The sequence below is a fragment of the Thalassospira sp. UBA1131 genome (assembly GCF_002311515.1).
Lineage (GTDB): Bacteria > Pseudomonadota > Alphaproteobacteria > Rhodospirillales > Thalassospiraceae > Thalassospira.
The window spans coordinates 53195-66694 of record NZ_DCAO01000093.1; the positions used below are offsets into that span (position 1 = coordinate 53195).

Sequence of the window (13500 nt, forward strand, 5' to 3'; positions counted from 1 at the left end):
GTCTGGCAAACCATGTTCGTTTGCAATGATGTGGATCATTTTTGATGAAGTCACTGCAGGCCTTGCAGCGGAAAATAAAGTACCTGATCTCCCTTGGAGACCTGCCCGCAATTTTCGGGCAGTTCAATCAGACCTTCGGCCCAGACCATTGATGACAACATCCCGGAACTGGTCGAAGAAAAAGCAATCGCTTCAAATTCGCCGTCATCACTCTGCACCAGACGCGCGCGCAACCATTCCCTGCGCCCCGTGCCACGGTTGAAATCAAACCCGGCACGGACCGGGATACGTGTTGGCGCCAGTTTGGAATGATCCGCGCCCATTGCATGACGCAGCAACGGCAAAACATATAGCAACCCTGAGACCAGGACTGATACCGGGTTCCCCGGAAGCCCGATCACCAGACAATCGCCGATCTTACCGCGCATCAAAGGCTTGCCGGGCTTGATCGCAAGCTTCCAAGCGGTGATTTCACCAAGGCTGTCGACCACCGGTTTCAGAAGATCGGCCTTGCCGACCGAAACACCGCCAGATGTCATAATCACGTCATGCGACTTTGCCGCGTTCGCCAACGCGTTTTGCAACACTTCAAAATTATCGGCCAGCAATCCAAGGTCTGTGACCTCGCAACCGATGGACCGCAACATCCCGATCATTGCAAAACGGTTGGAATCATAAATACCCCCCGGCGGCAAACGGTCACCGGGCTTGGCCAGTTCATCGCCGGTGGAGAAGACAGCAACTTTAAGGGGCCGCGCAACCGACAAGCAGCCAAAGCCCTGCCCGGCCGCAATCGCGATGTCCTGGGGGCGCAGGATCGTGCCTGCCTTCAAAACTGTATCACCGGTTTTGATGTCTTCGCCCAGCCAGCGGATGTTTTGATGCACGCTGGTGTGTGCAATCACGTCGGCACCAATTTCAATGATGGTTTCATCGGTATTGGCTTTGACATTTTCCTGAATGATCACGCAATCCGCGCCATCGGGGATCGCAGCCCCGGTTGCAATACGGATCGCGGAGCCCTTTGGCAGGGCTCCCTCAAACGGATGGCCAGCCAACGATGCACCAACCACCGAAATAGGACCATTAATTGCGGCCAAATCCGCATGACGCAGTGCGTAGCCATCCATGGCCGAGTTATCCACGGACGGCACGGAAACCCGCGCAATGACGTCCTGGCGCAGGACCGCACCGTAACAATCGCTGATCGGGCGTTCTTCGGATGGCGTCATCACCGGCACTTCGGCAAAGGCAATGTCGAGCGCATCGGAAAGTGTTGTCAGTCCCAGTTTGATTGTTTGCATTCAAAGAGTTTCCTGCCGCCCTTGGTCTTGTTTTGTATTCCCATCCGCAATCAGGATAGCCCGATCATCGGCGGGACGCATCAGGATTGTCCGCTATGCCCCGGACGGGATTTTGAAATAGCACGGCTCAGCATAATCACCGGCACCACACCGACAAGCACAATGGTTAGCGCCCCAAGGGCTGCATGTTCAATCATTTCATCCTTGGCGAACTGATAGACATGGGTTGCCAGCGTATCAAAATTGAACGGACGCAAAATAAGCGTTGCCGGCAGTTCCTTCATGCCATCGACAAAGACCAGCACCGATGCCGCCAAAATGCCGCCGCGCACCATCGGGAAGTGAATGCGTTTGAGTGTTCCCCACGGGCTTTCGCCCAAGGTGCGCGCCGCATCATCCATGCTTGGTCGAACCTTGCCAAGGGCTGCTTCGATCGAGCCATAGGATACAGCCATAAACCGTACCGCATAGGCAAAGACCAATGCAAATACAGTCCCGCTTAGCAGCAAGCCAGTTGATATGCCGAAGGTATCGCGCATCACCGCGTCCAACGCGTTGTCAAACCGCGCAAACGGGATCAAAACCCCGATGGCCAAAACCGCGCCCGGCACGGCATAGCCGACCGATGACAGACGGACACAGAATTTCAAAAGCGGTTGCGGGAACAGGCGCAGCGCATAGGCCATGAATATCGCACAACCAACGGCAACAAGCGTCGCAAGCCCTGACACCAAAAGGCTGTTGCCGGCAAACTCAAAGAAATCCGCCGTCCAGCTTTGATCAAAATAACCGATGGAATAATAAATCAGCACCAGCGACGGCACGACAAAGCCCAAGACAATCGGCAGAATACAGACCGCCAACGCCCCGGCTTTGGCAAGCGGGCTCAGTTCATAGCCCGGGAGTTCCTGAAAACGGCTGGTGGTGTCATGGAAACGCTGGCGGCGACGTGAATAACGTTCGATCACCATCAGTGCGATCACGACAGCCAGCATGGTCAGGGCAATCTGGGCAGCACCACCGGCATTTCCCATACCAAGCCAGACATTAAAAATACCGGCCGTCAGGGTATGCACGGCAAAGAAATCAATCGTGCCAAAGTCATTGAGCGTTTCCATCAACGCAATCACAACCCCAACAACGATTGCCGGTCGCGCCAATGGCAAAGCGACCGTAAGAAACGAACTCCAGGCACTCCGACCAAGGATACGGGCCGCCTCAATCGCACAGATCGATTGCGACAAGAACGCCGCACGCGCCAGCATGTAAACATAGGGATAAAGTGTCAGGCTAAGCACCATGATCGCACCACCCTTGGTGCGAATATCGGGAAACCAGTAATCGGCCGCCGATTGCCAGCCAAACAAGTCCCGCAAGAAGCCCTGCAACGGACCGGCATATTCCAGAAGATCGGTATAAACATAAGCCACGATATAGGCCGGAACCGCCATCGGCAGCAGCATCGCCCATTCAAAGAACCGCTTTCCCGGAATTCGGCACATGGTCACAACCCATGCGGACGCAACCCCGATCAGGGTCACACCAATACCAACGCCAAGCATCAGGATACCGGTATTCTTAAGGTACCTTGGCAACATGGTGGATGCCAGATGCGGCCAGATATTTTCGGTTGGGAACAGGGCAATCCAGGCGACGGCAACGACCGGTGCCGCAACCATTGCCGCCACGATAAACGCCCCGATCAGCCAAGCTGCCGATTGGCCACGCGGCAACCACAGCATCGCCCGACGTCCTGTGGGCGTGCGCATGGGGTCAAAGGTTTCCGCCATGGCGCTAGGCCGAATGTCGTCTTCCTTTTGCGTCTGACAAGCGTTGTTCAAGGCTGTTTCCGTTTCATTCGCCGCGGACTACTCCGAACGGTTTTGTTGGGCTGTGTTGATATCCCTCTATCGACGTACGGTCTACTCGTTAAAGCCGACCTCATCAATCAGACGAATTGCCGCACCACGATTGGCCGCAACCGCATTAAGCGGCAGATCATCATGGACAAAAGTGCCCCAAGCCCGAACCTGCTCAGACCAAGCAACGCCCGGCTTGACGGGATATTCAAAATTGATATCGGCATACATATGCTGGGCTTCGGCACCAGACAGGAATTCCACAAGCTTGATCGCATTTTCCTTGTTCGGCGCATATTTCATCAGCGCCACACCCGAAATATTCACATGCGTGCCACGGTCCCCCTGATTGGGGAATACAATGCGGACCTGTTTGGCGGCATCCGCCTTGTTCGGGTCATCAAGCATCTTGCCGTAATAATAGGAATTGCCGATCGCAACGTCACAAACGCCCTGCGACACCGCCTCGATCTGATCGGTATCGGCACCCTGCGGTTTACGGGCCAGATTGTCCTTAAGCCCGTTCAGCCAGGCTTTGGTTTCGTCTTCGCCATGGTGGGCAATCATCGAGGCGATCAGGGCGATGTTATAAACATGCATGCCGGAACGCACACAAATGCGCCCCTTCCATTTCGGATCGGCAAGTTCCTCATAGGTGGTGATGGCGTCCGGCTCCACCCGATCAAGCGAGGTATAAAGCACGCGCGCCCGCGTCGTCATACCCACCCAAAGCTTGTCTTCATCGCGGAACTGATCGGGGATATTGGCATCCAGAACGGCACTTTCGATCGGTTGGGCGATATCGGCATCGACGGCATCCTGAATGCGTCCGATATCCACAGTCAAAAGCAAGTCGGCCGGGGTATTGCGTCCTTCGTGCTTGATGCGCTCCACCAGTCCACTTTGCGAGAAAAGCGTATTGACGCGAATACCGGTTTCCTCGGTAAAGCGTTTGAACATCGGTTCAATCAGAAAGGGCTGTCGAAGCGAATAGACATTAACTTCCTCTGCGGCATGGGCGGCGGGGAACATGGACAACCCCATCGCGGAAACAACAAGACCAAGAACGGTTTTGCGCAGAGAAATCATAAATGCCTCGTTTTGGATCAGCTGCAGGTGGCACAGCAATTAGGAATGATTTGTATTTGCTGTGGCCGAAATTAAAGGGCCCGCCCCGCCTTTTGCAAGCAAGAAAACCACATAAGAGCCATACCCGAAGTCACGAATGCGCGACCACATCCGGCCTTTGACCGCATGCCGAAACTGAAAAAAGGGGTGGCATTACACCACCCCTTTCAAAAAGCTCATCAAACTCAGTCGGTTTGACTATTCGTTATAACCGATCTCATCGACCATCTTGATGGCATCCGGGCTCAGGCGGGCAATCTCAGCCAGCGATACTTCATCGGCCTTGAACGTGCCCCAGGACTTCACATTTTCAGCCCACTCGACACCCGGTTTGACCGGATATTCGTAATTGACCTCAGCATAGATACCCTGTGCAACGTCACCGGCCAGGAATTCCATCAGCTTGATGGCGTTTTCACGGTTCGGCGCATCGGCAATCAGGCTCATGCCCGAAATGTTCATCGACATGCCACGACCGTCCTGGTTCGGGAAGACAAGGTTGACGGCCTCGGCCCAAGGACGCTGTTCTTCGTTATCGAGCATCTTGCCGTAGTAATAGGTGTTGCCGATCGAAAGATCGCAAACGCCTTCCTTGATCGCCTTGACCTGTGCGCGGTCATTGCCCTGCGGCTTGCGTGCAAGGTTGTTCTTAAGACCTTGCAGCCATTCCTTGGCTTTTTCCTCGCCATGAACGGCGATCATCGAAGCAAACAGCGCCACGTTATAAACATGCGTGCCGGAACGAGTGCAGATGCGACCTTCCCATTTCGGGTCAGCAAGGTCTTCATAAGACGTGATCTCGCCTTCTGCCACGCGCTCCTTGGAGGCATAGATCGCACGACCACGCTGGGTCAGAGCGAACCAGTGACCTTCCGGGTCGCGCAGGTGGGCCGGAATATTGGCATCAAGGGTGTCATTCGAAACGGCCTCAGTCACACCGGCGTCAACTGCCTGCTGGATACGGCTGATATCGACGGTCATCAGGATATCGGCCGGGCTGTTTGCGCCTTCCTGCTTGATACGTTCAACCAGACCTTTTTCAGCAAAGATCACATTGACGTCGATGCCGGTTTCAGCGGTGAACTTCTCAAAAAGCGGTTCGACCAGAAATTCCTGACGCAGGGAATAGACATTAACTTCCTGTGCCATCGCGGTTGTCGCAGCCATCGCTGTTGCTCCGAATACCGCACCACCGACGAGTTTCTTGATATCCATTTGAACGATCCCTGTTGAGTTTGACCCTATTGAATTTGGGTACGCGTTGAAACGTACTGACGTTGCAACTCACTTGCATATTCAATGCAATTAAGATCAACTCGCATTTAATTCAACACAAATTTGCAAGACAGGGTGTCAAAATGTGACGGACTTCACTTCTGAAGTCATGTTTGGGCACAAAGTCGGGCCGTATCAAAGAACGTTGAACGACCCGCCACTTGATTGCTTCCAGGCATCAAGGAATTCCTGATAGGCGGGAATGTCCCCTGCCCGTTCTTCAAGCCAGCCAACGGTCAGGTTGATCGCATGGTTATAGCCATCATGATCGGTCAGCCCGGTATGAAGCGCATGGCGCAGATACAGCAAATAGGTATTCAAGACATCGGTCTCGCAATAACGACGAATGCCATCAATCTCGCCATTGTCATACATGTCCGAAACCTTGCTGCCATCGACCCCGGTCTTGCCCGGCAGATCTAGGGCGGCACAAACCTCGTTCATCTTGGTACGGGCCGAGGCGCCGTAATCGGATAGAACTTCCGCCAGATCGCAATGCCAGTGTGGTGCGTAGCGCGCGGTATAGTTTTCCCACTTGTTGGAAGCCTGATGCAACCAACGGGCTGAAACGCCATGTTTCATTGCGCGGTATTTCAACACCGGCAGATCAAAGCCACGACCATTGAAGCTCACAAGACGCGGATAAAGCTTGCCGCAATAGGCAAAGAACCCGTTTACAAGGTCCTTTTCCTCGGATGTCAGTTCGCCGCCGGATCGCAACTCTTCGATCTCGTACATTTCGGTATCGCCATCACGTTGAATGGTCGCTCGCAGGAAGCTGATCGCCACCACCTTGTGAAACGGTTGGCGCGGGAAGCCATTGCGGCCACTGGTGATTTCAAGATGATAGTCTTCGAGCATCTTGCGTCCGGTTTCAGGATCCGGCGCGGTTTCGCCGGTCAGCTGCGGCAGAACATCAATATCGGGCACGGTTTCGATATCAAAAACGAACAGGTTGGTATGCATCATGACGGCCCCCGATTATCTGTGCCCGATTGGTTGGTTTGCCCAACATAACGACAAAGTCCGATAAATTCACGGGCAGAGTTAAACCAATCGCGCCCACTACCGTAAATCACATTACCTGACATCTCCTGCCATCCCTGTCAGGAGCATTCTGCAATGATATCAGCACGGAAACACCCATCACGTCGGCGTTATAATCGACACCGGGGGTTGCGCGCATTCTAACCACACGTCTAGAATTGCCGCACCTGTATCAGGGGCACGGTCAATTTGAAGTTCAGGATCACATCGGATCCCTAGCTTTGCGGGCTTCCCGCACCGACCATGCATTTGATGCGATTCCGGACCGCAACCACGAAGGGACAGAAGGATGAAAACCCTGCCTACCGGAGCCGCAATGCTTTTGGCCGCTGGCCTTGCATTTACTTCTCATTCAAGCGCAAACGCGCAAGATGCCACATGCGAGATTGATCGACCGGTGATGTTTGCCGGTCTCAATTACGACAGTGCGCTTTTCCATAACGCCGTTGCCCGCTTCATCATTGAAAAGGGCTATGGCTGTCAGACCGATGCCCTGCCCGGCGATGTCATCCCGCTTTTGACCGGGGCTGGCAAGGGCGATGTTGATATCGTCATGGAAATCTGGCGCGACAACGTTGCCGAAGCCTGGACCAAGGCCGAAGAAGCCGGCAATGTCAGCCAGATCGGAGTTAACTTCGATGACGCTGTCGAAGGCTGGTTTGTGCCAACCTACGTCATCGAGGGCGATGCAGAACGTGGCATCGAACCGATGGCGCCTGACCTGAAATCGGTCGATGATCTGGCAAAATACACCGAACTGTTCGAAGACCCCGAAGAACCCGGCAAGGGCCGTTTCTATAATTGCCCGTCGGGCTGGGTTTGCGAGAAGGTCAATTCGGCCAAACTTGGTGCCTATGACCTTGATGACAGCTTCACCAACTTCCGCCCGGGCACCGGTGCGGCCCTTTCGGCTGCCATCGCATCGGCGCATAAGCGCGGTAAACCGGCCCTTTATTACTATTGGGGGCCGACCTGGGTGATGGGCCTTTATGACAGCACGCGTCTTGAAGAACCGGCTTATGACAAGTCGATCTTTGATGCGCTGAAAACAGAAGAAAACCCGACCAAGGCAACCGCCTACCCGCAAAGCACGATCACGATTGGTGTGAATAACGACTTCAAAGCCGCCGCACCAACCCTGATCACCTTCCTGACCAACTACGAAACCAGCAACGCGCTGGTCTCGGAAATGCTGGCTTACATGCAGGAAAATGACGAAAAGCCCGATGGGGCAGCGATGCATTTCCTGAAATCCAAGCCGGACGTCTGGAAAGCTTGGGTACCAGCGGATGTTGCAGCACGTGTTGAAAGTGCGATGTAAGCAACACCACCAATAAATTACTCAAACACCCCGCAGGAAGATTCTTGCGGGGTGTTTTCATACCTAACCACAAGGTCACTCACAATTCCTAATTGCAACACAAGCAATAGATACGTTTAATCGCATAAAGTGATATGGTCGCCGACGGCATCGAGGAACCCAATGGATCAAAAAGAAACACTGGCACTTTGGAAAAGCGGTAAAGAGGCTTGGAACACTTGGGCTCAAAAGATGCTAAACGACCGTTCAGAATTGCAAAAATCCGGAGACTGGGAAACTACGACAGACTATCCCCAAGGAACCGAGGTAGCTGCGAACGAAATTACAGCTAACTGGTTTGATGAAGCACGGGGAATTTTCTCCTCACCAGAAGCGCCTACTAAATTCAATAAGAACACTTCTTTCGCAGGCTTCATTTTTCCCGCTCTGACCGACTGGCAAGAGGCTGCCTTCGAAGGAGAAATATGTTTCGACAACGCTGTTTTTGAAGGGGAAACTTTTTTCTCTTTAAGCATTTTTGGCGGAAATGTCTGGTTTAAAGATGTCAAATTCAAAGGGAAAGCTCAGTTTGATCGCGTAATGTTCCTTCGGGAAGTTAGTTTCACCCGCTCAACCTTCAAACGAAAAGCCGATTTCACTGACTCCTCGTTTCATGGAAAACAAACGGATTTTGATCGAATCACATTCGAGGGGGACGCTCTTTTCATTTATACATTGTTTATTGGGCAAGCATGGTTCGACAACACCACATTTGAATCCGTGACATCTTTTACTCAAACAAGGTTTTATGGCGACGTTTGGTTTAGCGATGCCAAGTTTTCGCCCTCAACTAATCTACCAAGGTTAGCTTTTGAACCTACGATTTCCTTTAGCCGCGTTCTTTTTGAAGGGGATGCAGGGTTTAGTGAGGCTACTTTCGATGGAGAAACATGGTTTGATAATGCAACGTTTGAGGCTGGCGCAGCTTTTGACGGAGCCATCTTTGCTCGTTCAATTCGCTTTACAAAAGTAAATTTCTTTTCGAATTCTTCTTTTAACTCCGCCCAAATTAGCAAAGCTTTTGATATGAGCGGCGCAATGTTCTCGCAGCCACCCGACTTCAGGCAGTCCCATTTTGAAGAAGCCCCGTTATTGGATGGTGTCTACTTCCAAAATCGAAGCAGACACGAGCACTTTCTGTCCAGAAAACAAGACTCTCATGTAACTGCTAACTATAGGGCGCTCAAACGTCTTGCAATTCAGGGACATGATCACGGTTACGAAATCGAATTCTTCGCAGAAGAATTGCGTGCAAAGCGAATAATGGTCGACAAGTTATTCAGTCTAGACTGGTTTTTGAGCGCAGTATTTGCTGTAACCTCCGACTATGGTCGTTCCGTTATAAGGCCTATCCTTTGGTGGATTCCCCTTACCTACCTGTCATGCCTCTCTTACCTATCAGCAGCAACGATAAAAAATGCCCCTCAGACTCTCTTCGACGCTGGTTTACACATAGCTGCACCAGCTTTTCATTCACTACAGTCATTTATCCCAGTTCGATTTAACATCTCTTGGATACCAGAGGCATCGCAATTGCCAACTTTGCAGTGTTCAGGAGGCACTGTAACTTCTGCTGCCTTTCATTTGGCCATCAGCAAAGGCTTAATTGTCCCCGGATTTGTCGACAAAACACTTACAACGCAAGCTTATTCATGCCTTTACAACGGAACTCCTTCTTTCAGCATTTTTGCTACAATTGGAACTCAGACATTATTGTCGGCCGCTTTACTTTTTCTTTTCCTATTAGGCATCCGCAATCGCTTCAAGCTAAAATAGGCACGAACTTAGCTACGCAAAGCGATAAGAGGACACTGCTCTACTATAAACGCGTGGCAAAACAAGTTTCGCCACTCTAGAGGCCCTTCGTTGCGGCGAGCTGGCAGTGCGTAAGGCGATTGAAGCGCCATGTGGCCCATAGACGATACGCTAGGTTTGCAATCTGACGAATGATCGGCAAAGCAACAATAGCTGCCAAAACACGCCATCTGTCTAGCTGGCGCCAGATCAGAATGAAGGCATCGGCACCTGCATGCCATTGCCCATCTGAATCCAGGGCGCGCATTTGCTTTAACCCTTCGACAAGGGAGATACCGTGCTTTTCAAGATCACCTGCGTGTTCGGTGACGTCGCACCATTCGAAGACGCCGCTTGGGGCGATCTTGCGGTAGTAATTGATTTCGCGCGAACACAGGCCGCATTTTCCATCAAAGAACACAGTGATCATCGCAACCTCTCAGGAAAACAATAGTGTCTGTGATTTACGGCTTTGGCGGGCCTCTGGATTATCAATCACATTAACAGGCTACCAAAAGAAGTCAGGAGATGTCAGTCAGAGTTCGATTTACGGTCGCGCGGTCCACGTGATCTTGTTAGGCTCTTACGCTCATTGATTTTTTGAGCAGATCGGGCCAATTGCGCCATGTTTCCAGAACAGTTGAATGTGCCTTTGGGCAAGTGGGTCAATCAGTTTGTTGATTGGCTGGTGGTCAATTACGGCGCGGCGTTTGAGGCCTTTGCCGACAGTTTGCTGACCGTATTGGTCGCGTTGGAACAGGTTTTGCGTGGTGCACCCTGGTGGGTGGTTTTGATCGCCATTGCTGCCATCACCTGGCATGCCAGCAAGAACTGGAAACTGGTTGTCGGGCTGGTCGTTGCGATGTTTGCCATTGGCATGCTGGGTCTTTGGGACAAGGCAATGCAAACCCTTGCCCTGATGATTGTCGCCACATCGCTTTCGGTTCTGATTGGCATTCCGGTCGGCATTGCCATGGCGATGTCCAATCGTTTGCGGGCCGTCATACTGCCGATCCTTGATACCATGCAGACGATGCCGAGTTTCGTCTATCTGATCCCTGCCCTGATGCTGTTTGGATTGGGCAAGGTTCCGGCCATTCTGGCAACGGTGATCTATGCGGCCCCGCCCGTCATGCGCCTGACGGATCTTGGTATCCGCCTTGTTGATCAGGAAGTGCTTGAGGCATCGCGATCATTTGGCGCCAGCCGCAAGCAGATCCTGTTTGGTGTGCAGTTGCCACTCGCCCTTCCCAACATCATGGCCGGGATCAACCAGACGACGATGATGTCAATCTCGATGGTGGTGATCGCCTCGATGATTGGCGCACGCGGCTTGGGTGAGCAGGTCCTGATGGGTATTCAGCGTCTGGACGTAGGTGCGGGGATGGAAGCCGGGGTTGCGATTGTGCTTCTGGCCGTGGTGTTTGACCGGATCGGTCAAGCCTATGGCAAGCGATCACAACGATCACACGATGCGGAGGACGCGTAATGAGCTACATCGAAATCCGCAATATTTTCAAAATCTTCGGGCCTGAACCGCAATCCGCACTTGAACTGGCAAAGGGTGGTGCTGACAAGGATGAAATCCTTGCAAAAACCGGTCATACGGTTGGTCTTCACGATGTGTCCCTGTCGATTGAACAAGGGGAAACCTTTGTCGTCATGGGTTTGTCTGGATCTGGGAAGTCGACCCTGATCCGCCATCTTAATCGCCTGATTGATCCGACAGCGGGCGAGGTATCATTTGGTGGCGAAGATATCCTTGCCATGGATATCCCGACCCTCAATGCCTTTCGCCGCAAGCGCCTTGGTATGGTGTTTCAGCGCTTTGGCCTGCTTCCCCATCGCAATGTGATGGATAACGTTGCCTATGGGCTCGAAATCCAGGGTACCGCGCGCAAGGAGCGCGAAGCCGCCGCATCGAAATGGATTGAGCGTGTCGGTCTGGCGGGGTATGAGGCCAAATATCCCGATCAACTATCGGGTGGCATGCAGCAACGCGTCGGCCTTGCCAGGGCGCTTGCGACCGATCCGGAAGTTTTGCTGATGGACGAGGCGTTCTCGGCCCTTGATCCGTTGATCCGGTCTGACATGCAGGATGAGTTGATGAAGCTTCAGGCGGAGCTTCACAAGACCATCGTGTTCATTACCCATGATCTGGACGAGGCACTGAAAATCGGCGACCGGATCGCGATCCTCAAAGACGGCAAGCTTGTGCAGGTCGGACGGCCAGAAGAAATCGTGCTTAGACCCGCCGATGATTATGTGCAGGCCTTTACCCGAGATGTGAACAGATCACGCGTTCTGCGCGCAAAGTCGATAATGGAACCGATCACGTCTGGAGAAAGCCAAGCGGTAAATGAAGACTGGCCGAGCATCCAGGCACATGCACGTCTTGCCGATATTCTGCCAGTTGCACTTGCCAATGGCACGTCAATGACGGTGCGTGATGCCAAAGACACTGCGATTGGGACGCTGTCGCCACAGCAGATTGTCGAAGCACTGGAAGGTTAAGCCAGAGCGCCTTGCGAGACCTTAGCGGTCAATAATCTGGCAGCGCCGGAAATAGCGCAGTTCGGATTGCTCTGCCGCGTCGGCGGTTGATTGGTGAATGATGCGATAAAGGCCGCTGTCGCCTGCGCGATTATGTTCGGTGGCAATGATCAGCCACAGAAAACCATTTTCATCAGCGCGTGCGCGATCTGTCGGTGATGGCAGGGCCTTGCCATTGGGATGGGAATGAAAACATCCCACAACCTGCTCCCGCTTTTGCCGCGCTGTGCGATGCGCATCAATCAGGGTTTGCGGATCAATTTCAAACGTGGTCAGCGGATCTTCCGCGACGTTGCGCGCAAACACAACACGGTCGATCCGGTTCGGGGTATCAATGGCGGCAATCAGAAGGCCACAGGCTTCCTCCGGCCATTTAACAGCAGCAAAATCGCGTATTTCTTCGAGAAGCGCCTTGCCGAGCGCGATGTCAGTCTGATCATCGCCACCTGAGGAGTTGTTATTTGCGATCCCCTGCCCGTTTGCCATCGCTGCACGCGCCCTTGTGGTTTGAGACTACTGCGTGTCCTGTTGCAAAAGGATACGACCAAGGACCTTCTTTTCGCTTAAGGAGACGATAACAAGACGCGCGCTATCACCGTGTCGACCTTCGATATGCAGCGTTGCCTGCGAACCATCGACAGAATAGCCAACAAGACGTTCACCGTCTTCAACTTCGATAACGATATCACCGAATGCGGCAAGTGCACCTTGCGCGGCCACATTATCGCCACCTGCAAACGGCACGGACGGCGTCACCGTTGGTGTGTTTGCCTCAACACTTGCGTCTGGCGCGTTCTTGTCAAGCGACAGGCCATAGACGACAAGTCCGATACCCACCACGATCAGAATCCCCATGAACGCGACCAGAGCCTTAACTACACGCATCGTATTTCCAACTGACAAAGTTTGATGAAACCTGCATGCTCGCCAAAAGCGCGATCATACGTAACCTGTTTCAAGGCCATAGCGACAAGCACGATCAATTGCAAGGCAACAACGCCAAATGAAGCAAGTTGTCGCAATTCGTTGCAATCGCCGGACAAAGCGCTAAAAGCGGCGAACACATGCATCATTACAGTCACCAAATCAAACCATGCCAATAGCAAACGATGTCTGAAAACCTGACCTATACCGCGACAGACCAGGACGAAGGTGCCCGCCTTGATAAGGTGTTGGCGAC

General features: G+C 52.8%; 13 protein-coding genes. 4 read left to right on the forward strand and 9 right to left on the reverse strand.

What is annotated here, in order from left to right; all coding sequences use genetic code 11:
- Positions 1-50: 50 nt before the first annotated feature.
- From glp to B3Z49_RS14335, 5 genes are all read right to left on the reverse strand, one after another.
- A complete protein-coding gene (glp, locus tag B3Z49_RS14315; protein WP_296992098.1) occupies positions 51-1304 on the reverse strand; it encodes a gephyrin-like molybdotransferase Glp in 1254 nt (417 codons plus the stop codon).
- 80 nt (positions 1305-1384) lie between these two features.
- Positions 1385-3073 (reverse strand): ABC transporter permease, encoded by a 1689-nt coding sequence (locus B3Z49_RS14320; protein WP_296992099.1) that lies wholly within the window; start codon positions 3071-3073, stop codon positions 1385-1387.
- 153 nt (positions 3074-3226) lie between these two features.
- Entirely contained in the window at positions 3227-4252 is a 1026-nt protein-coding gene (locus tag B3Z49_RS14325; RefSeq protein ID WP_296992101.1) for a Fe(3+) ABC transporter substrate-binding protein, read from the reverse strand.
- 237 nt (positions 4253-4489) lie between these two features.
- Positions 4490-5506: a Fe(3+) ABC transporter substrate-binding protein gene (locus B3Z49_RS14330; RefSeq protein ID WP_063089872.1), complete on the reverse strand. Its 1017-nt coding sequence runs from the start codon at positions 5504-5506 to the stop codon at positions 4490-4492.
- A 195-nt stretch (positions 5507-5701) separates the two neighbouring features.
- Positions 5702-6535, reverse strand: coding sequence for a 3'-5' exonuclease (locus B3Z49_RS14335; RefSeq protein ID WP_296992104.1), 834 nt, complete (start codon positions 6533-6535; stop codon positions 5702-5704).
- Between the two features lie 367 nt (positions 6536-6902).
- Between B3Z49_RS14335 and B3Z49_RS14340 the strand changes: the two genes are divergently transcribed.
- Positions 6903-7934: an ABC transporter substrate-binding protein gene (locus B3Z49_RS14340; protein ID WP_296992106.1), complete on the forward strand. Its 1032-nt coding sequence runs from the start codon at positions 6903-6905 to the stop codon at positions 7932-7934.
- Positions 7935-8096: 162 nt separating this feature from the next.
- Complete coding sequence (locus B3Z49_RS14345; protein ID WP_296992108.1) at positions 8097-9749, forward strand: pentapeptide repeat-containing protein; 1653 nt, start codon at positions 8097-8099, stop codon at positions 9747-9749.
- Between the two features lie 76 nt (positions 9750-9825).
- Here the strand turns inward: B3Z49_RS14345 and B3Z49_RS14350 are convergent, their stop codons facing one another.
- On the reverse strand, positions 9826-10197 hold the full coding sequence (locus tag B3Z49_RS14350; RefSeq protein WP_296992110.1) for a thiol-disulfide oxidoreductase DCC family protein: 372 nt from the start codon (positions 10195-10197) through the stop codon (positions 9826-9828).
- A 195-nt stretch (positions 10198-10392) separates the two neighbouring features.
- On the opposite strand from B3Z49_RS14350, the gene B3Z49_RS14355 reads away from it, so the two are divergent.
- Both B3Z49_RS14355 and B3Z49_RS14360 read left to right on the forward strand, forming a co-directional pair.
- Positions 10393-11256 (forward strand): ABC transporter permease, encoded by an 864-nt coding sequence (locus tag B3Z49_RS14355; protein ID WP_296992112.1) that lies wholly within the window; start codon positions 10393-10395, stop codon positions 11254-11256.
- Positions 11256-12281 carry a quaternary amine ABC transporter ATP-binding protein gene (locus B3Z49_RS14360; RefSeq protein ID WP_296992115.1) on the forward strand — a complete coding sequence of 342 codons (1026 nt, stop codon included), beginning with the start codon at positions 11256-11258 and terminating at the stop codon, positions 12279-12281. The genes B3Z49_RS14355 and B3Z49_RS14360 overlap by 1 nt, the downstream gene beginning before the upstream one ends.
- Before the next feature lie 21 nt (positions 12282-12302).
- On the opposite strand, the gene B3Z49_RS14365 is transcribed toward B3Z49_RS14360, so the two are convergent.
- The 3 genes from B3Z49_RS14365 to B3Z49_RS14375 all read right to left on the reverse strand — a co-directional run.
- A complete protein-coding gene (locus B3Z49_RS14365) occupies positions 12303-12806 on the reverse strand; it encodes a M67 family metallopeptidase (RefSeq protein ID WP_296992117.1) in 504 nt (167 codons plus the stop codon).
- Between the two features lie 27 nt (positions 12807-12833).
- Positions 12834-13205 (reverse strand): hypothetical protein, encoded by a 372-nt coding sequence (locus tag B3Z49_RS14370; protein ID WP_296992120.1) that lies wholly within the window; start codon positions 13203-13205, stop codon positions 12834-12836.
- Positions 13196-13500: hypothetical protein (locus B3Z49_RS14375; RefSeq protein WP_296992121.1), on the reverse strand; the 305-nt coding region annotated here is incomplete at its 5' end. The genes B3Z49_RS14370 and B3Z49_RS14375, both read right to left, overlap by 10 nt.